General features: G+C 69.0%; 17 protein-coding genes. 8 read left to right on the top strand and 9 right to left on the bottom strand.

Annotation, left to right across the window (positions count from 1 at the left end; translation table 11 throughout):
- Positions 1 to 8: 8 nt before the first annotated feature.
- Together HR086_RS14470 and HR086_RS14465 are read left to right on the top strand one after the other, a co-directional pair.
- A complete protein-coding gene (locus HR086_RS14470; protein ID WP_141641048.1) occupies positions 9 to 1,142 on the top strand; it encodes a mannosyltransferase family protein in 1,134 nt (377 codons plus the stop codon).
- A complete protein-coding gene (locus HR086_RS14465) occupies positions 1,139 to 1,807 on the top strand; it encodes a class I SAM-dependent methyltransferase (RefSeq protein WP_174465921.1) in 669 nt (222 codons plus the stop codon). Before HR086_RS14470 ends, HR086_RS14465 begins: the two co-directional genes overlap by 4 nt.
- A 154-nt stretch (positions 1,808 to 1,961) precedes the next feature.
- On the opposite strand, the gene HR086_RS14460 is transcribed toward HR086_RS14465, so the two are convergent.
- Positions 1,962 to 2,810, bottom strand: a complete 849-nt coding sequence (locus HR086_RS14460) for a ChbG/HpnK family deacetylase (protein WP_174461387.1) — start codon at positions 2,808 to 2,810, stop codon at positions 1,962 to 1,964.
- 7 nt (positions 2,811 to 2,817) lie between these two features.
- Entirely contained in the window at positions 2,818 to 3,612 is a 795-nt protein-coding gene (locus HR086_RS14455) for a glycosyltransferase family 2 protein (RefSeq protein WP_174453316.1), read from the bottom strand.
- Positions 3,613 to 3,742: 130 nt separating this feature from the next.
- Here HR086_RS14455 and HR086_RS14450 point away from each other — a divergent pair, with 130 nt between their 5' ends.
- From HR086_RS14450 to HR086_RS14440, 3 genes are all read left to right on the top strand, one after another.
- Positions 3,743 to 4,693, top strand: a complete 951-nt coding sequence (locus HR086_RS14450; protein WP_371745476.1) for a diguanylate cyclase — start codon at positions 3,743 to 3,745, stop codon at positions 4,691 to 4,693.
- Positions 4,694 to 4,861: 168 nt separating this feature from the next.
- Positions 4,862 to 6,442 (top strand): ATP-binding protein, encoded by a 1,581-nt coding sequence (locus tag HR086_RS14445; RefSeq protein WP_141641053.1) that lies wholly within the window; start codon positions 4,862 to 4,864, stop codon positions 6,440 to 6,442.
- On the top strand, positions 6,439 to 7,905 hold the full coding sequence (locus tag HR086_RS14440) for a sigma-54 dependent transcriptional regulator (RefSeq protein ID WP_141641054.1): 1,467 nt from the start codon (positions 6,439 to 6,441) through the stop codon (positions 7,903 to 7,905). The genes HR086_RS14445 and HR086_RS14440 overlap by 4 nt, the downstream gene beginning before the upstream one ends.
- A 1-nt stretch (position 7,906) precedes the next feature.
- Here HR086_RS14440 and HR086_RS14435 read toward each other — a convergent pair whose 3' ends face one another.
- Positions 7,907 to 9,238, bottom strand: a complete 1,332-nt coding sequence (locus HR086_RS14435; protein WP_174465920.1) for a replication-associated recombination protein A — start codon at positions 9,236 to 9,238, stop codon at positions 7,907 to 7,909.
- A gap of 118 nt (positions 9,239 to 9,356) precedes the next feature.
- On the opposite strand from HR086_RS14435, the gene HR086_RS14430 reads away from it, so the two are divergent.
- Complete coding sequence (locus HR086_RS14430; RefSeq protein ID WP_174453318.1) at positions 9,357 to 10,202, top strand: NAD(+)/NADH kinase; 846 nt, start codon at positions 9,357 to 9,359, stop codon at positions 10,200 to 10,202.
- A 16-nt stretch (positions 10,203 to 10,218) separates the two neighbouring features.
- Positions 10,219 to 10,992 carry a YdcF family protein gene (locus tag HR086_RS14425; protein WP_174465919.1) on the top strand — a complete coding sequence of 258 codons (774 nt, stop codon included), beginning with the start codon at positions 10,219 to 10,221 and terminating at the stop codon, positions 10,990 to 10,992.
- A gap of 24 nt (positions 10,993 to 11,016) precedes the next feature.
- Here HR086_RS14425 and HR086_RS14420 read toward each other — a convergent pair whose 3' ends face one another.
- A complete protein-coding gene (locus HR086_RS14420) occupies positions 11,017 to 12,105 on the bottom strand; it encodes an isopenicillin N synthase family oxygenase (protein ID WP_174453320.1) in 1,089 nt (362 codons plus the stop codon).
- Between the two features lie 196 nt (positions 12,106 to 12,301).
- Complete coding sequence (locus HR086_RS14415; protein ID WP_174465918.1) at positions 12,302 to 13,921, bottom strand: bifunctional UDP-sugar hydrolase/5'-nucleotidase; 1,620 nt, start codon at positions 13,919 to 13,921, stop codon at positions 12,302 to 12,304.
- Positions 13,922 to 14,163: 242 nt separating this feature from the next.
- Here HR086_RS14415 and HR086_RS14410 point away from each other — a divergent pair, with 242 nt between their 5' ends.
- Complete coding sequence (locus HR086_RS14410) at positions 14,164 to 16,059, top strand: alpha-amylase family glycosyl hydrolase (protein WP_174453322.1); 1,896 nt, start codon at positions 14,164 to 14,166, stop codon at positions 16,057 to 16,059.
- Between the two features lie 52 nt (positions 16,060 to 16,111).
- Here HR086_RS14410 and HR086_RS14405 read toward each other — a convergent pair whose 3' ends face one another.
- The 4 genes from HR086_RS14405 to HR086_RS14390 are packed head-to-tail and all read right to left on the bottom strand — an operon-like array spanning position 16,112 to position 19,165.
- Positions 16,112 to 16,858: an MBL fold metallo-hydrolase gene (locus HR086_RS14405; RefSeq protein WP_174465917.1), complete on the bottom strand. Its 747-nt coding sequence runs from the start codon at positions 16,856 to 16,858 to the stop codon at positions 16,112 to 16,114.
- Entirely contained in the window at positions 16,855 to 17,352 is a 498-nt protein-coding gene (coaD, locus tag HR086_RS14400; protein ID WP_141641062.1) for a pantetheine-phosphate adenylyltransferase, read from the bottom strand. Before coaD ends, HR086_RS14405 begins: the two co-directional genes overlap by 4 nt.
- Entirely contained in the window at positions 17,349 to 18,560 is a 1,212-nt protein-coding gene (locus HR086_RS14395; RefSeq protein WP_174461381.1) for an MFS transporter, read from the bottom strand. Before HR086_RS14395 ends, coaD begins: the two co-directional genes overlap by 4 nt.
- Positions 18,557 to 19,165, bottom strand: a complete 609-nt coding sequence (locus HR086_RS14390; protein ID WP_174461380.1) for a TetR/AcrR family transcriptional regulator — start codon at positions 19,163 to 19,165, stop codon at positions 18,557 to 18,559. The genes HR086_RS14395 and HR086_RS14390 overlap by 4 nt, the downstream gene beginning before the upstream one ends.
- Positions 19,166 to 19,261 lie beyond the last annotated feature (96 nt).

Raw genomic sequence — 19,261 nt, 5'->3', positions numbered from 1 at the left:
CCGCCCGCATGGCCCGCTCCGCGTCCCGCACCATCGCCCTGGTTGTCCTCGTCGCAGTCCTGCTCTGCGGCGCAGCCGCGGCGGCGGGGGCGTGGCGCTACTTCCACAAGAATCCGCAGAACCCCGTCGTCCGGTTGGACGAGTACGTCACCATGGGTTGGGTGGCGTGGGATTCGAGCTGGTACATGCGGATTGCCCAGGAGGGCTACCAGTACACGCCGGGCGAGCAGAGCTCGGTGGCCTTCTTCCCGCTCTATCCGCTGGTCATCCGCGCGGTGGAGACACTGGGGCCCAACGTCTATCAGGCCGGGGTGCTGATAACCCTGCTGTGTGGCCCGCTGGCGCTGCTGATGTTCACGCGCTGGGCGAAGCTGCTGACGGATGACGACACGGCGCTGAAGGCCGGGCTGTTGATGGCGCTGTATCCCTTCACCATGTACTTCTACGGCGCCATGTACTCGGACGCGCTGTTCGTCCTGCTGGTGGTGTCGTCCTTCCTGCTCCTGGAGAAGGGGCACCTGGCTCCGGCGGTGCTGGTGGCGGCGGTGGCCACGGCGGCGCGGCCCGTGGCGCCCGCGGTGGTGCTGGGGCTGCTCGTGCGGCGGCTGGAGTGGAAACACGCGCGGGGCGAGAAGTGGGGCGTGGTGGACTTCATGCCGGTGCTCTCGGGCCTGGGCTTCGGTTGCTACATGCTCTACCTGTGGCACCAGTTCGGAGACCCGCTCGCCTTCGTGAAGGTCCAGGGCGCGGCGGGCTGGTCGCAGCAACCCGGCTGGCACACGTGGCTCAAGGTGGGCTGGTTCGAGCGCGTGGTGCTCAACCCCACCGACAAGCGCGAGGCCTTCCGACTGGCCGCGCACGCGTTCTTCACCTTCCTGGCGCTCGCGTTGGTGTGGCCCACGCGCAAGCTTTTGGGGTGGGGCTATGCGGTGTATGTGCTGGCGATTGTCGGCCTGCCCGCATGGTCCACGAAGGACTTCATGGGCATGGGGCGGTATCTGCTGTCCTCGTTCCCGGTCTTCCTCACGGGGGCGCTCTTGTTGAGGCAGCGGCCGCGCGTGCTTCAAGGAGCGCTCGTGGTGGGTGCGGTGTCGCTGCTCGTCCTGTCGTGGGCCTTTGGCGCGGACTACTACATCTCATGAGCACGCTCCTCGAGCAGGCCCTCGCGCTGTACGCCGGACTCCCCGCCGCCGAGCGCTTCCATGTGCATGCGCGGGCGTCCTCCGCTCCGCTGCTCGCGGTGGCCGAGCGGGTGTCGGGTGGCACCGTGGCGGACATCGGCTGCGGGCACGGCCTGCTCTCCGCGCTGCTGGCGTTGGCGGAGCCGAGTCGCACGGTGCACGGCGTGGACCCGGACCCCCGAAAGGTGACGTGGGCGCGCGAGGCACTGTCGGGGTTGCCGCAAGTGAAGCTCGCGGAGGGGACGGTGGAGGACGTGCTGGCCCCCGCGCTGCCGCGCGCATGTGACACGGCGGTGGTGTGCGACGTGCTCTACCTGCTGCCCGAGGCGAAGTGGCCCGCGTTCCTTCGCACGGTGCATGGCCTGCTCAAGCCAGGAGGACGCTTCCTGTTGAAGGAGGTGGAAGGCGACGGCTCCTGGAAGCACCGCAAGGCGTTGGCGCAGGAGTGGGTGATGGTGTCGCTGCTGCGGCGCACGAAGGCGAGCGGTGGAATGGTGCTCAAGCCTCGCGCGGAGATGATGGCCCTGCTCCAGGACGCGGGCTTCACCGTGCGCGAGGTGGTGGACCTGGGGCGCGGCTACACGACGCCTCACGTGCTGTACGTCGCGGAGGCGAGTGCTCCGTAGGTCGTGCCGTGACGACGCGAGGCGGCCGCCTTCTGTCGTGCGCCAGGCGAGCGACGCGAACGTTGTGCCGCGATTCAATGCGGGCCGAACTCGGTCGTGCGCGCCATGGCGCCGAGGCGAGTGACGCGAGGCGGGTTGCCTTCGCTCGTGTGCTCTACGCCGCGGAGGCGAGCGTCCCGTAGCTGTGGAGCTGGATGCCTCGCTCGTCGAGGCGCGCCCTCACGCGAGGACTGGTGAGCGCCGCCAGCTCCGCCTGCCAGCCATAACGCCACGCCGGGTCCTCTGGCACCTGCGGCGCGCCCTCACCGGGATGGCAGCCCAGCTCGAAGTCACCCGAGGGCAGGGCGTCCAGCGCGGCGAGCAGCGCGGCCTCGTCCAGTCGCCCCGCCTCGAACACGCCTCCCGCGCTCACCCGTCGCACGCCTTGGGGCGCACGAGGCGCGGTGCGCGCCAGCACCGTCAACAGCGTCGTCTTCAGCGCGGGCCCAGGCGTTCGCAGCCACGACACGCGGGGCAGGGCGTCCGGCCAGCGCACGGGGAGCTTCTCGCGCGCGGCCAGTGACTCCACGAGCGGCCGGATGCCCGGCAGCACATGCAGGTGCTGGTGCCCGTCCAGATGGTCCACCGCCACGCCCAGCTCGCGCGCTCGCTGAAGCTGCGCGTCAAGCTCCAGCGCCACTTCCTCGCGTCGCACCTTCCCCAGGAGCCAGTCCCGCGCGAAGTCCGCCCAGCTCCCCCGCAGCCTGCCTCCAGGGGCCACCGTGCTCACCGCCTCCGCGGGCGCGGCCGGAGCCAGCCGCGTGGACAGCGCCAGGTGCAGCCCCACCGCGAGCCCCTGCGCCTTCGCGCGGGAAGCGGCCTCGCTGGCCGTGGGCCCCATGGCCAGCAACGTGGCACTGGTGACGATGCCCTCGCGGTGCGCTCGGAGGATGCCCGCGTCCAGCGACGGGTGCAGCCCCAGGTCGTCCGCATTCACCACCAGGCGCGTGGGGCGCGAAGTCACGGCCCGCTCAGCCCCGCGCCGTACGGCCGCCCGAGGACACCGTGCGCAGCGGCTGCACCGACGGAGGCAGGCGCACCGGCTGCGTGGGCGGGGTCGGCGTGCGCGTCTCCGGGTACAGCTTCACCAGCTCCTTCACCATCTTCACGATGACCGAGGGCGAGGCCAGCGTGGACACGCCACGGGTGCGCGGGAAGTAGTCCACGCCCATCTGGAACACGCGGAAGCCCTTGCGGATGGCCTTCACCACCAGCTCCGCGTCGATGAACGAGCCCTGGCTCTTGAGCTCCATCGACTCCAGCACCCGGCGGTGCATCACCTTGAAGCTGAAGTTGACGTCCTTGATCTGGATGTCGAACAGCGCCCGGATGAGCATGTTGTAGACGAACGAGTAGACGATGCGCTTGGGCCCCTCGCTCGTGCGGTCGAACCGGAAGGCGCAAATCATGTCCGCCTCCAGGTACTCCAGCAGGTGCAGCGAGCGCTCCAGCTCCCGCAGGTCCCACGGCAGGTCGATGTCCGAGTAGACGACGATGTCCTTCGTCGACGCCGCGAGGCCGGTGCGCATCGCCCCGCCCAACTTCAGATTCACCGGATGGGTGATGACCCGCAGCTGCGGAATCCGCTGCGCCATGGCCTCCGCCAGCTCCTGCGTGCGGTCCGTCGACGCGTCGTTGACGACGATGATTTCAAAGTCGTCCGTCAGTTGCGGCAGCACCTCCATGGCCCTCCCCACCGCCCGTTCGACGTAGTCCTCCTCGTTCCAGGCGGGAAGGAAGAGGCTGATGCTGGGGTACTTGGCCACGGAGGACCTCGGGGTACGGGGGGACTGCTCGGGCGGTTCGGTACCAAGCCCTGGGTCCTAAATCAATCATGGGGCTCCCACCCGAGAGCACCTGTGTGGTACCGTGGAGTTACCATTTTCCGGGGATACTGTGACCCTCAGGCCCTGCACCTTGTTGGTGGTGGACGAAGCGGAGTCAACCCTGGCCCGGCTGGCGCGGGCGCTCGGGCCGGAGGACTTCTGCCTCCGGCTGGCCTCCCCAGGGCCCGAGGTAGGCCGGCTGGCGCGAGAGGTGGACCTGGTGGTGTGGGTCGCCCGCTCGGCTGGCGAGCCGTCATCCCTGGAGTGGCTCGACAAGTTGCTGGCCCTGGAAGGACCGCCAGGTCCCCCCGTCGTGCTCCTGGCGGACAGGGAAACCCGGGGCGTCTGGTTGGGTGCGCTCGCCCAGGGAATTGAGGTCGTCTTTGACCCATGGGATGCGGAAGAACTGCGGGCCCGGGTGGAAAAAAGCCTGCGGACCCAGGCCCGGCTGACCCAGCTATCCAACCAGGTGGGTGAGCTGCAGCGGCTGTCCTCGACGGACGGGCTGACGGGGGTCCACAACCACCGCCATTTCCAGGAGCGGCTGCGCGAGGAGTTCCGCCGGGCACAGCGTTACGACGACCCGCTGGCACTCATCCTGTTGGACCTGGACCACTTCAAGCAGGTGAACGACAGGCACGGCCATACCGCGGGGGACGGAGTGCTCCGGGAGGTGGCCGCCGCCCTCCAGCGCAGCGTGCGCGAGACGGACCTGGTGGCTCGGTACGGGGGCGAGGAGTTCGCTGTCCTGCTGCCTCGCACCCACCTGACGGGTGCCCTGTCCGTCGCGGAGCGTGTCCGCCGGGATTTGGCGACCCTGCGGGTAGGGCCGGATGGAGCACTTCTGGTGACGGCCTCGCTGGGCGTCTCCAGTTTTCCCCACCGCACCGTCCTCAGCCCCGAGCAGCTGCTGCTCACCGCCGACGAGGCCCTCTACCGGGCCAAGGACGAGGGGAGGGATCGCATCTGTCTCCACTCTCAAATGTCCCTCTTGCCGCCCTCCTCCTCGCAGGGCGACTGACCTGGGTCAAAGACCCTGGGTTGGTATTGACCCATGAATAGGGGATGAGTCTAAGATGACCCCGGCCCTCGATTGTCGGGGAGTCGAATCATCTCGTGATTCCATGGGTTTGCAGTGCCCCACCGGCTGGCAAACGCATTGCAAATGTCATGGGACGGAAAGAATCCCATGGGACCCCTCGCCGCACAGCTCCCGAAGCCAGAAGCCGCCCCGCGCGGCCGGCTGCTGCTCGTGGACGACGAGGAGAACATCCTCAAGTCCATCCGCCGGGTGCTGCGTCGGGGTGACTGGGATATCGAAACCGCGACGGACGCCGAGCAGGCGCTGAGGACGGTGGAGGAGTTCCGTCCCGAGGTCGTCATCTCCGACTTCCGCATGCCGGGGATGAACGGGGTGGAGTTCCTGACGCGGGTGAAGCAGCAGGAGCCGCGCGCCCAGCGCATCATGCTCACCGGGCAGGCGGACCAGCAGGCCATTGAAGAGGCCATCAACCGCTCCGAAATCTTCCGCTTCATCTCCAAGCCCTGGAACGACAGCCACCTGGTGCTGACGGTGAAGAGCGCGTTCGAGCAGTACGCGCTGCAGGCGGAGAACGAGCGGCTGTACCGGGTGACGCAGGCGCAGAACGCGGAGCTGAAGCTGCTCAACGCGGACCTGGAGGAACGCGTCGCGCAGCGCACGCGGATGCTAAGCCAGGCCAAGCGCGAGTGGGAGCTGTCGTTCGACTGCATGGAGACGCCGCTGTGTGTCGTCCGCGGTCGCGACTTCGCGGTGCGGCGGGCGAACCTGGCGTACGCGCATGTGGCCGGGCGCTCCATCGAACAGATTCCGTCGGACGTCGCCTGCTATCGCTACCTCTTCGGCCGCAACGAGCCGTGCACGGGCTGCCCGCTGCCGGCGGCGATGGAGAGTGGCAAGGGCGCGCGCGGTGAGGTGCAGCAGGGGGGCAGGACGTACGTGGTGGCCGCGTACCCCATGGCCGGGGATGAGCGGGTGGTGTGCACGTATCGCGACGTCACCGAGGAGCAGGCGATGACGCGCCGGCTCATCGAGACGGAGAAGATGGCGGCGGTGGGGCAGCTGGCGGGGGGCGTGGCGCATGAAATCAACAATCCGCTGGGCGGCATCCTGGCGTTCGCGCAGCTCATGTCGCGCGACGCGGGCCGCGATGACGCGGACCTGGAATCGCTGGGACTGATTGAAGAGAGCGCGCTGCGCTGCAAGCGCATCGTCGAGAGCCTGCTGAAGTTCAGCCGGCACAGCCGCGTGGAGGACCGGCGGCTGTTCGACCTGTCGCGCTGCGTGGAGGACGCCGCGGTGCTCTTCCGCGCGCAAATCAAGGCCACGCCTCGCGCGGAGCTGTCCCTGGGTTTGAAGGAAGGGCTCCCCAAGGTGTACGGGGACCCCGGCACGCTCGCGCAGGTGGTGCTCAACCTGCTCCAGAATGGCCTTCAGGCGCTGCCCCGGCGCGAAGGCAAGCTGACGCTGGAGACGGGCCGCGAGGGAGACCGCTGCTTCTTCGCGGTGTCCGACACCGGCTGCGGAATCGAGGAGCGGCACCTGCCGCGCATCTTCGAGCCCTCCTTCACCACCAAACCCCCCGGTGAGGGCACCGGGCTGGGTCTGTCCATCGCGTACCGCATCGTCCAGGACCACGGGGGCAGCTTCCACGTCGACACCCAGGTGGGCGCCGGCTCCCGTTTCACCGTCTTCCTGCCCATTCCCCTGCAGCTCGAGAGGTTGCCGTGAACCAAGTCAAGCGCGCCAAAGTCCTCGTCGTGGATGACGACTCCGTCGTCCTCAAGGCCGTGACGCAGATTCTCCAGCGCGAGGGCCACCCGGTGGTGGCCATTGATGACGCGGTGGAAGGTCTGACGGCGGCCAAGGACCCGTCCATCGACGTCGTCGTCCTCGACATCAAGATGCCGAACCTGTCCGGCATGGACCTGCTCCGCGGAATCAAGGCGGACCGTCCGGACGTGGAGGTCATCATGATGACGGCCTTCGCCACCGTGGAGACGGCGGTGGAGGCGGTGAAGGCGGGGGCGTACGACTACCTCACCAAGCCCTTCGAGAACATCGACGAGGTGAGCCTCACGGTGGCCAAGGCGGCCGAGCGCAAGGCGCTCAAGGACCGCACCCGCGCGCTGGAAGAGGCGCTCACCGTGCGCAGCCAGTTCGAGGACCTCATCGGCCAGTCGCCGCAGATGCGCTCGGTCTTCAAGCTGGTGGAGACCGTCAGCCACTCCACCGCCACGGTGCTCATCCAGGGCGAGAGCGGCACGGGCAAGGAGTTGGTGGCGCGCGCCATCCACTACCGCAGCTCGCGCAAGGACAAGCCCTTCGTCGCCGTCAACTGCTCGGCGCTCACGGAGACGCTGCTGGAGAGCGAGCTGTTCGGACACATCAAGGGCAGCTTCACCGGCGCCACGGGCAACAAGAAGGGCCTGTTTGAAGCGGCCGACGGCGGCACCATCTTCCTGGATGAGATTGGCGATGTGCCTCCGGCCACCCAGGTGCGCCTCTTGCGCGTGCTGCAGGAGGGTGAAGTCAAGCGCGTGGGCGCCAACGAGCCCGTCAAGGTGGACGTGCGCGTCATCGCCGCCACCCACGTGGACCTGTCCCGCGCCAAGGAGCAGGGCAAGTTCCGCGAGGACCTGTTCTATCGCCTCAACGTCATCACCATCGACCTGCCGCCCCTGCGCGACAGGCCGCAGGACGTGCCGCTGCTCGCGCACCACTTCCTGAAGCTGTACGCATCCAAGGCGGACAAGAAGGTGGCGGGCATCTCCCCGCGCGCCATGGAGGCCCTCACCTGCAACCGGTGGACGGGCAACGTGCGCGAGCTGGAGAACGTCATCGAGCGCGCGGTGGTGCTCACCAGCAACGAGGTCATCGACGTGGAGGACCTGCCGCCCGGCTTCCAGTCGGCGCCGCAGGCCGACTCGGCGGTGGAGGTCTTCTCGCTGGCGCACCTGCCGTACGCCCAGGCCAAGCGCCTGGCGATGCGCGCCTTCGAGCGCCGCTACCTGTCCGCGCTCCTGGAGAAGAACAACCAGAACGTCTCCAGCGCCGCGCGCGCCGCGGGCGTGGACCGCTCCAACTTCCGCCGCCTGCTCAAGCAGTACGAAGTCGCCGGCCGCTCCATGAAGCCGCGCGTCCTCAAGGACGACGACGTCGACGGAGTGGAGACGTTGGAAGCAGCCTCCTAGTTCATCCCTCCTCGCCAGGCTCGCGGAAGCGCTCCGCGAGCTGGCGTTGGATGGCTTCGTAGCGCTCGGCCAGCTCCGCCTCGTGCCCGTTGCGGGTGGGGGTGTAGAAGCTCCGGGCGCGCAGGGCCTCGGGCAGGTAGTCCTCCGGGACGTAGTTGCCCTCGAAGTTGTGCGGGTACTTGTAGCCGCCCCCGTAGCCCAGGGATTTCATCAGCTTCGTGGGCGCGTTGCGCAGGTGCAGGGGCACCGGCAGCGCGCCCTCCTTCGTCACGGCCTCGCGCACGGCGGTGTACGCGGCGATGACCGCGTTCGACTTGGGCGCCAGCGCCAGGTACGTCACGGCCTGGGTGAGGGGCAGGGTGCCCTCCGGCAGGCCCACGAGCTGGAAGGCTCGCAGCGCGTCCACCGCCACGCTCAACGCGCGTGGGTCCGCGTTGCCGATGTCCTCCGAGGCGAAGATGACCATGCGCCGGAGGACGAAGATGGGGTCCTCGCCCGCCTCCAGCATGCGCACCATCCAGTACAGCGCGCCGTCCACGTCGCTGCCGCGCATGGATTTGATGAAGGCGCTGATGACGTTGTAGTGCTCCTCGCCGCCCTTGTCGTAGAGCAGCGTCTTCTGCTGGAGGGCCTCCTCGGCGACCTTGCGGTCCACCTTCTCTCCGCCGTGGGCCGCGGCCACCTCCAGGCCGGTGAGGGCCTTGCGGGCGTCTCCGCCGGCCGTGCTCGCGAGGAAGCTCAGCGCCTCGTCCTCCACCACCACCTTGCCGCCCAGGCCGCGCGCGTCCGCGACGGCCCGGCGCAGGAGCGGCACCAGCTCCTCCTCCTCCAGGCCGCGCAGGGTGACGACGCGGCAGCGGGACAGGAGCGCGGCGTTGACCTCGAACGACGGGTTCTCCGTGGTGGCGCCGATGAGCGTCACGGTGCCCTTCTCCACGTGGGGCAACAGGGCGTCCTGCTGCGACTTGTTGAAGCGGTGGATTTCGTCGATGAACAGGAAGGTGCGCTGGCGATGCAGGTTCCACCGCTCCTGGGCGCGGGCCACCGTCTCGCGGATGTCCTTCACGCCGGCGAGGACGGCGGACACCGAGTCGAAGGCGGCGCCGGTGGAGCGGGCCACCAGCCCCGCGAGCGTCGTCTTGCCGGTGCCCGGAGGCCCCCAGAGGATGAGGCTGGGCACCTGGTCGCTCTCGATGGCCCGGCGCAGGAAGCGGCCCTCTCCGGTGATGTGCTCCTGGCCGACGAACTCGTCGAGGGCGCGTGGACGCATCCGCTCCGCGAGCGGGGCCCGACGGGCCTGCTCCTTCTGGCCGGCATGTTCGAAGAGGTCCATGGAAGCTCCAAACCTAGCGCCCCGAAGGGCTCCTCGCCGGGGCGTCTGTCCGATGGGAGAGCCCTTGCGCAAATCAGGGGAGCGCCCGGGTGCCCGCCTGGATTAAAAAGCCTCCCGCGTGCAGACCCTCGTCATCGTCGCGAAGAAGGACAACCCGGAGGCGGTGGCGCTGGCGGCCCGTATCCGCGAGCACTACCCGCATCTCACCGTGCTGGGGGACCGCTCCCTGGCCCATGTCCTGGGGTGGCCTCGGGTGGAGGACCGGGAGCTGGCGGCCCGAGCGGACCTGACGGTGGTGCTGGGAGGTGACGGCACCCTCATCTACGCGGCGCGGCTCCTGGGAGGGCGCGGCGTCCCCATCCTGGGCGTCAACCTGGGCAGCCTGGGCTTCATGACGGAGGTTCCCGTGGAGGAGCTGTTCTCCACGCTGGAGGAGGTGCAGGCCGGCCGCTTCCAGGTGGACTCGCGCATGAAGCTGACGTGCCGGCTCATCCGCAACGGCAGCGTGCTCATCGAGGACGAAATCCTCAACGACGTGGTCATCAACAAGGGCGCCCTGGCGCGCATCGCCGACCACGAGACGTCCATCGATGGGGTGCCCATCACCACGTACAAGGCGGACGGCGTCATCCTCGCCACGCCCACGGGCTCCACGGCCTACTCGCTGTCGGCCGGTGGCCCCATCGTCCACCCGTCGGTGGACTGCACGGTGCTGTCGCCCATCTGCTCGCACGCGCTCACCCAGCGCTCCATCGTCGTGCCGGCGGACCGGACCATCCGAATCACGCTGCGCAGCGAGACGGCGGACACGTACCTCACGCTGGATGGGCAGACGGGCCACGGCCTGCAGGGCGGCGACTGCATCGAGGTGGTGCGCTCCGCCAACCGCGTCAACCTGGTGCGAAACCCCCGCGTGGCCTACTTCTCCATCCTTCGCCAGAAGCTCCACTGGGGCGAGCGCTGAAGGGCCTCCGCGCCACGTGTTCCTGATTCTCTCGAAGGTGCTGGACCTCTTCCTGGCACCGCTCACCTGGGCGTTGCTGCTCCTGCTCGTCAGCGGCCTTGTTCGCCGCGGGCCCCGGCTCTCCCGAGGGCTCGCCGCCGCGGGACTGCTGGTGCTCTACCTCTTCTCCACCGAGGCGGTGTCCACGCTCCTGACGTACGCGGTGGAGTCGGGCGCACAAGACACGTCCGTGCCGGGCGTGACGTACGACGCCGTCATCGTCCTGGGCGGAGGGTTGGACCCGTCCGCCACGGAGCGCTCGGGCCACATCGAGTTCAACGCCGCGTCGGAGCGCGTGCTGAAGGGCTTCGAACTCGTGCGCGAGGGGCGTGCGAGTCACGTCTTCATCTCGGGAGGCTCATTGGACCCGCGTCCCCAGGCGGTGGTGGAGGCGGACGTGCTGTCGCGCCTGCTCCAGGAATGGGGCGTGCCCTCGGAGCGCATCGTCACCGAGGGCAGGAGCCGGAACACGCGGGAGAACGCGCTGGAGTCCGAGCGCATCATTCGCGAGCGGGGCTGGAAGCGGCTGCTCCTGGTGACGAGCGCGGCGCACATGCCTCGCGCCGCGGGCTGCTTCGCCGCGGTGGGCCTGCGGCCGGACACGCTGCCGGTGGACGAGCGGATGCCGGCCACGCGCCCGGGGCGATTGAGCTGGGTGCCTCGGGCGTCCTCCTTGTCGCAGAGCACGGACGTGCTGCGCGAGCTGGCGGGGCGAATCGTGTATCGGCTGCGAGGGTGGACGACGCCGTGACGGTGGCGTCGTCGTCCTGAGGGCTCAGCTCGCCGCGCGGTGCAGGGGCAGGGGCAGGTCTTCCACGGGCGCGGTGCGCAGGACGGCGTCCTCTCGCAGCCAGGCGAGCGTCGTCAGCCGGTCCTCGTCGAGGATGCGCTGGGTGGTGATGCGGTCCGGGTAGCAGCGCATGAACATGTTCGTGAAGTGCGAGCCGTAGTGGATGTACTCGTCGGGCCCGGGCGTCATCAGGGGGCGGACGCACGCCTCGAAGTGGGGCTCGTGGAAGTAGGCCATCGCGAAGCGCTCGCGCGTGTTGAGCGCCACCTTGTGCGGCGTCGACAGGAGATATCCCCGCGTGAGGAACTGGAGGATGTCGCCCGGGAACACCGTCAGGACATCGGGCACGGGCTTCACGAAGGTCCACGGCTCGTCGTGCTCGTACATGCCCGCGGAGCTCTCACCTGGCAGCCAGTTGCGGCGGCGCTTCTCTCCCTCGACGGGCGGGCGGATGTAGAGCCCTCCCACGTCGTCCTGCGCGGCGATGACCAGCAGCCCGTAGTCGGTGTGCGCGCCGATGCCGCGCGTCGCCGTGGCGGAGCGGGCGGGGAAGCGCAGCACGCGCATGTGGTGCCAGCCATCCCGCGTCAGCGCCGTGAGGGCGCCCACCTCCAGCCCCAGGCCCAGCGCGACCAGTCGCAACAGGCGCTCTCCCGTGGAGCCGAGCTCGTCGGTGTGGTCCTTCATGTCGCGGCGGTACGTCTCGTCCGGCCAGGGCGCGGGGCCATGGCAGGGCCAGCGCGCCTGCACGCGCGCATCCGTGAGGGGCACGTCCTTGCAGACGGTGAAGATCTCCGAGTAGTCCGCCTCGCCCGCCGTCAGCTCCTCGCCGGAGGCGACGTAGCCGCTGTACGTCGAATCACTCACGCACCGGGCCTTGTCCTCCAGGGGTTGGCGGAAGAAGCGGCGGCTCGACTCGAAGGCGCGTTGGGCCTTCTCCGACTGGGCCTCACTCATCCGGAGCTGGAAGATGCCGTCGCGTCGCCAGGCTCGAATCAGGGTGAGCCCGAGCGCGACGTCGGACTCGCTTCCACTCACGGATTGCGGCAATTGAAACGTCTCCAACTCGGCCATGGGAACTCCCGCGTGGGGGTGGTGGGGAGCTCTCCCGGGCCGGGTTTGTCTCGTCGGAGATGAAGGGGTGCTCCGCCGGCGCGCGAGTGGAGCAATCCCTCGCGTTCATTGCCAGACACGGGGCGAAATGCACCCAGGTTTCAAGCGGTCGGATTGTCTGAAACTGGATGCGAGGGCGCGCGAATTCCAGCCAGGGCTATTTCAGCGCAGGTGCGGGTCTGCGCGCATCCGGGGCGAGCGCGCTTCCGCCCAGGCGGGTGATGCGGCCTTCGGCCTTCGCGCGCGGCGCGGGCTTGCCTGACTTGAACGCGTCCGCGAGCACGTCCAGCGGCGAGCGTCCGTCCTTCAGCGCGGGCGTGGTGGGCTGGCCCTTGAGCACGTCGTAGCCATCCTTGCCGCTGGTGAGGAAGCTCAGCGTGGCGAGCCGGTACGTGGCCTCGGCGTCCAGCGGCTTGCCGTGGACCTTCACGTCCACCACGCGCGCTCCGGCGGGCTTGCGCGGGTCGAACGTGAAGCGCATGCCGGAGACCTGGAGGAAGCGGCCCGGCCTCGAGTCCTCGCGAGCCAGGCTGACGCCATTCTCCAGGGCCGCGCGCAGCGTGGCGCCTCGGAGCTCCACCACCACGAGCTCGTCCGTGTAGGGCATCAGCGAGTGCAAATCCCGGCGCGTCATGACACCCGCGGGCAGCACGGTGTCCGCGCGCAGCGCGCCCCCGTTGACGACGGCCACGTCCGCGCCCGCGGCCTCGCGGAAGGCGTCCGCGACGAATGAGCCCAGGTTCGTCTCCCGCGTGCGCACCTGCGTGCTGCGCGCATCCAGGGCCACCGGCGTGCGGCCCACGGGCTCCGCCAGCCGGGCGAACAGCGGCCCATAGGCCTTCATCGCCTCGTTGAACTCCGCGTCCTCCGGCACCTTCTTCGTGACGGGAATCCGCGTCCAGGACACCTTGCGCACCGTGCCCGTCGCGGGGTCCACGTCCAGCGAGAGCCGGCCCAGCTCCTCCGCCTCCGCGGGCACCTTGAAGATGGGCGTGCCCGTGGTGCGGTCCGCCGCGCCCACGTGGTCATGCCCGCCCAGAATCACGTCCACCTTCACGCACTTCGCCAGCTGCCGGTCCTGCTCCAACGGCAGGTGCGTCAGCCCCACGACGACCTTGGCCCCGGCCTCGCGCAGCTTCGCCACCGCGTCCTTCGCCGCCGCGCAGATGTCGCCAAACTGGGTGTCCGGCCCCGCCTTCGTCGAGGTCTTCGTCTCGGTCAGCACCACGCCGAACAGGCCCACGGGGATGCCCCCCAGCTCGCGGACCTCGTAGGCCTTCACGCCCTCGAACAGCGCGCCCGTCTTCGCGTCCGTCACGTTGGCGCCCAGCCATGGGAAGCGCGACTGGCGGATGCGCTCGCGCAGCACGTCGTCGCCGAAGTCGAACTCGTGGTTGCCCAGCACCGCGACATCCAGGCCCAGCGCGTTCCACGCATCCACCATGTGCCGGCCCTTGAGCTGCTTGCCGTCCACGTCGAGCAGCGACTCCACCGACGGCGACAGCGTGTCGCCTCCCAGCAGCGTCAGCACATGCGGAGCAGGGGACTCCTTCAGCACCTGCTTGCGCAGCGTGGCCACCCGCGCCAGCCCTCCCCGGTCGCCATGCTCCTGGGGCTGCACCTGGTAAACGTCCGCCAGGTGCAGGAATGTCAGTCGCGTCGTGCCCTTGGGCGCGGCGGGGACGGCGGCCCGCGAGTGGCTCGGAGTCAGTGCCAGGAACAGCGCGAGCGGCAGGAGCAGGGCCCCACGTCGGGCCAGCGCTGTCGAGGTCGTCATCGCGAGTCGTTCTCCAGGGGCGCCCGCACGGCGCCGGGGCTCGCGGAAGTAGCGCACTCACGAGGCGAAGGCGAGCACCCCCGCCTTCACGCCCCGCCTTGATTCGACGTCATCCCTGGAAAACGTGAATCGCTGCTGCGGCGTGTCATGACCGAAAGTTACAGGAATCACACGTAGGCGGTTTGCTCGCACTTCACTGCGGTTGCTAGGACCCGCCTTGACCACAAGAGGAGGTTGTCACCATGCGACACAACGTGTTGAGCGCGTTGCTGCTGGCCGGTTTGTTCGGCTGCGGCGAGGCCGCGCTCGAGAAGCAACAGGGCTCCGGTCAGGAGACAGCGCAGGTCGTCCAGCAGCTCACGTCATCGACGCGGCCGGGCATGGGAGCCACTGTCTATTCGGGTGGTACGACGTTCCGCACCTGGGCGCCGCTGGCCAGTCGCGTCTTCGTGGCGGGCGACTTCAGCAGTTGGGGTTGGGTGGAGCTGGGCAACGAGTTCAACGGCAACTTCTCCGCCGACGTCGCGGGCGCGGTGAAGGGGCAGAAGTACAAGTTCGTGACGCGCAACCAGTGGGGCAGCGACGCGTGGCGCGCGGACCCGCGCTCGGCGTGGCAGGAGAACTCCACGGGCGCCAGCATCATCTATGACCACGGCGAGTACTGGTGGAACGCGCAGCAGTTCAGCACGCCGGCCTTCAACGACATGGTCATCTACGAGATGCACGTGGGCACGTTCCACGACTCTCCGGGCTTCGGGCCGGGCAACTGGAACAGCGCCATCGCCAAGCTCGACTACCTGAGGGATTTGGGCGTCAACATGGTGAAGGTGATGCCGGCGTATGAGTTCGCCGGGGACTTCTCCTGGGGCTACAACGCGGCCTTCCCGTTCGCGCCGGAGAGCGCGTATGGCTCGCCCAACGACATGAAGCACTTCGTGGACGAGGCGCACTACCGGGGCATCGGCGTCATCTTCGACGTGGTGCACAACCACTACGGGCCCAGTGACCTGCCCATGTGGTGCTTCAGCGGCGACTGCCTGGGCAACGGCGGCGAGTACTTCTTCACCGACAACCGCAAGGTGACGCCGTGGGGCGACACGCGCCCGGACTACGGCCGTCCCGAGGTGCGTGCGTACATCCGCGACTCGATGATGAACCTGCTGGACAACTTCCGCGCGGACGGTCTGCGCTGGGACGCCACGAAGTACATGCGCACGATTGACGGCTCGGGTGACATCCCGTCGGCGTGGCAGGTGTTCCGCTCCATCAACCGTGAAATCAACGCGAACAAGCCCTGGAAGATCTCCATCGCCGAGGACTTCGGCGGCGGTGACTCCATCACCAACGACGCGACGAGCGACTTCGCGGGCGGCGCGGGCTTCGACGCGCAGTGGACGGCGGAGTTCGTGCACCCCCTGCGCACGGCGGCCATCGAGCAGAACGACGCCAACCGGAACATGCTCGCGGTGCGTGACGCGATTACCCAGCGCTTCAGCGGCCGCTCTCACGCGCGCGTCATCTACACGGAGAGCCACGACGAGGTGGCCAACGGCCATGCGCGCGTGCCGGAGGAAATCTGGCCGGGCAACGCGGGGAGCTGGGCGGCGAAGAAGCGCTCCACGCTCGTCGCGGGGATTACGTTCACCTCTCCGGGCATCCCGATGATGTTCCAGGGGCAGGAGTTCCTGGAGGATGGCTACTTCGCGGACGGGGACCCGCTGGACTGGGGCAAGCTGACCCCCTATGGCGGCATCAAGACGCTGTACCGCGACCTCATCCGCCTGCGCCGCAACTGGAACAACAACACGCGCGGCCTGCGCGGTGGCAACGTCAACGTCCACCACGTCAACAACACCAACAAGGTGCTCGCGTATCACCGCTGGGACAGCGGTGGCGGAGGGGATGACGTCGTCATCGTCGCCAACTTCAGCGGCACCTCCTACTCCAGCTACAACATCGGCTTCCCCAGGGCGGGGACGTGGTACCTGCGCTTCAACAGCGACTGGAACGGGTACTCGTCCGACTTCGGCAACACCCCGTCGGCGAACACCTCCACGAACAGTGGCGCCAAGGACGGCATGGCCCAAAACGCGAACTTCGCCATTGGCCCGTACTCGCTGCTCATCTTCTCGCAGTAACGGGTGACTGGGACGTGGGCGCCCGTTGCCTCACCGGGCGGGCGCCCGGTCCTCAGACGGCGTAGCGACGGCCTTGCTGCAGCGGCTCGATGACGCTGGCCGCGGTGTCGAAGTCGTCGGGGTAGTGGATGAGGCGCATTCGGGCGCGCAGCCCCTCCGGCAGGGCGGCGAGCTTCTCGTAGGGCGTGTGCACGCCGTAGTTCGTCTCGTGGATGACCAGGTCCGCGCGTGACAGCCAGTCGATGAGGCCCTCGTCGAAGGCGGTGTCCGCGCTGTAGCCCAGGCACCGGCCTCCCGCGTGGATGCGCAGCGCGGTGGTGGGCACGTGGTGGTACGTCATCCGGGCTTCGATGAGGAAGGGCCCGTGCCTCACGGCCGACTCGGTGGAGAGTGGCGTGTGCTCGAAGTAGTCCTCGAAGTGCTTCGGGTTGGGAGGCTCTCCCCGCTTCTCGATGAGGCACTCCATGCCCGCGGCCAGGTGTCCTTCCCAGAGCCGTTCGGCCACGTCCGGATGGGTGAGCAGCTCCAGCTTCTTCTTGAGCACAAAGAAGGAGAAGTAGCCCAGGCCCTCCAGGCCGGAGGCGTGGTCCGCGTGCAGGTGCGTGAGGGCCACGGCGCTGACGCGGTCCACGTCGAGTGGGACACCGGAGGACAGGGCCGCCTCGCGCATCATCTTCCGGATGGGGTGCGGACAGTCCACGAGGAGCACCTGGTCCTCCGCCTCCATCGCCAGACACGAGGAATAGTAGAGGGCTGAGAAGGCGTCACCGACGCCCAGGGGAGTGAAGGACAGGCTCATGGCTGGCTCCGGAGGGACGGGTCGAGTCGCTCGCGCAGCTTCGCCGCGACCGAGGGAGGACAGAAGGCCGAAACGTCCTCGCCCCGGGCGACGCGCTGCTTGAGGCCGCTGCTGCTCACCTCGGCGAGGTGGGCCTCGGCGGGGAGGAAGAGGGTGGAGATTTCGGGGGCGAGCGCGCGGTTGTTCTGGGCGAGCTCCGTTTCGAACTGCGCATCGGTGGCCCCTCGCACGCCGCGCAGGAGCACGCTTGCGCCGATGGCCCGCGCGTAGTCGACGATGAGACCTTGCGTCCACGCCACCGTGACGTTGGGGTGCATGGCCACGGCCTCGCGCACCAGCGCCATGCGCTCGTCCTGGGAGAGCAGGGTGTTCTTGGCGGGGTTGATGGCCACCACGACGACGACGTGGCCGAACAATCGCGCGGCCTGTCGCACGACGGACAGGTGTCCCGCCGTGACGGGGTCGAAGCTGCCTGCATAGACGGCGATGGTCACGACGACACCTCGGGTGTCCCGGGCGTTGGCTCCCGGGACGGGTGGAAGGCGAGTGCCACGTAGAGCGTTCCCGCGAGGCAGAGCAGCGCGGACAGGGCGAAGTGTCCGGGGTAGCCCAGGGCCTGCGCGCTGAAGCCGCTGACGGCCGCCGCCGCGCCGGTGGCGAGCACCACCAGCGAGGCCTGCACGGTGTAGTCGGTGGCGGCGTGCTCGGGCCTGCATGCGTCCATCATCGCGGTGAAGACGGTGGCGGTGGCCATGCCGCTGGCCACGTGCTCCACGGCGCACACGGCGGTGAGCCAGGGCAGCGACGAGGGGAAGCTGGCGACGAGCGCGTACAGCAGCACCGCCGTGGCCTGGATGACGCCGAAGAGCAGCAGCGCCCTGCGCCGTCCGAGCTTCACCACGAGGCTGCCGCCGATGAGCGCGCCCAGGAGCCCCGCCGTGAAGCCCACGCCTCCCAGCAGCCACGCGATGTCCGTCAGTGTCAGGCCCCGGTCCACCAGGAAGGTGCGCAGCATGCCCGTGGCCAGCGCCTCGCCCGCCTTGTAGACGACGAGGAGGATGAGCCACGTCGCGGCGCCTGGGCGTCGCCACCACCATTCGAGGCCCAGGCTCGCGCGGGGGGCGGGCTCGGTGGGCGGCTCGCGGTAGAGGGCCACGGGCACGGTGGCGACGAGCAACGTCAGGCCGAGGGCCAGGAGCGTGGGGCGCCAGCCCGCCTTGTCGAACACGGCGAGCATGACGCCGCCGCCCAGAATCATGCCCACGCGATAGGCGGCCACCTGGATGCCGTTGCCCCAGCCGCGCTCGGAGGGCGAAAGCAGCGTCACCGCGAGCCCGTCGGTCGCCACGTCCTGTGTCGCCGCCAGCAGGTTGACGCCGAGCACCGCCGCGAGCAGCAGGCGCGTGTCCACCGTGGACTCGGGCAGCGCGAGCGACAGCAACAGGCCCGCGCTGAGGCACTGCAACGGGAGGATGTAGCCGCGACGCAGCCCCCAGCGCGCGGAGCCATGCCGGTCCATGAAGGGGGCCCAGAGGAACTTCAGGGCCCACGGCAGTGCGAGCAGATGGGCCAGACCGATGGCCGGAAGCGACAGACCCTGGTGGCGCAGCAGCACGGGGAGCGCCTGCGTGAAGAAGCCGAACGGCAGGCCCTGCGAGAGATAGAGGCTCGAGAGGAGGCCCAGCTTCGTGGAGGTCTTCATGCGCCCTCCCTCGCCGCCGAGGTGTCCAGGAGGCCCGCGGCCATGTGCTTCACCGTGCTCGCGGCGGAGCCCGCCGGCACCAGTCCGGGAGAGCTGGCCGAGAGGACGAAGTAGCCCTGCACCGCCGCGAAGAGTCCCGCCGCCAGCGCCCGCGCCTTGCGCTTTCCCACCAGCATCGCCACCAGCGCTTCGAGTTGCTCCAGGTCCGCGCGCACCACCTGCTCGTAGGCGGCGCGGACCTCCGGCTGACGAATCGCCTCCGCGCTGATGGTGACCCAGCCCGCCACCGCGCTCGTGTCCGCGTCCGCGCCCGTCGCGAGGAAGGCGTCCAGGAAGGCGTCGATACGGCCGCGCGCATCGTCGGCTCCAAGCCGCTCGAAGCGCTTCGCCACCCGCTCCCGCGCGCGCGCCGCGAGCTGCTGCACCAGCACGAGCAGAATCTCCTGCTTGTCGCTGAAGTGGTAGTGCACCAGCCCCGGACTCAGGCCCGCCGCCTTCGCGATTTCGTTGACGGAGGCCCGCTCATAGCCGCGCTCCGACATGACCCGCAGCAGGCCCGAGACGATTTGCTGTCGGCGCTCCTCGGTGTTGGACGGACGGGGCATGATGGCCTTGTTTATTGGTTGTGTGACCAACTTATAAACAGGCGGAGTCGTGGTGTCAATCGCTCCTGGGGCGGCGGGGGGAGGTCAGCCCTGGGG

Source organism: Myxococcus sp. CA039A (assembly GCF_013336645.1).
In the GTDB taxonomy this organism is placed as follows: domain Bacteria; phylum Myxococcota; class Myxococcia; order Myxococcales; family Myxococcaceae; genus Myxococcus; species Myxococcus llanfairpwllgwyngyllgogerychwyrndrobwllllantysiliogogogochensis.
Note: the sequence above shows the minus strand (reverse complement) of the source record. Positions and strands in the feature narration are given on the sequence as shown.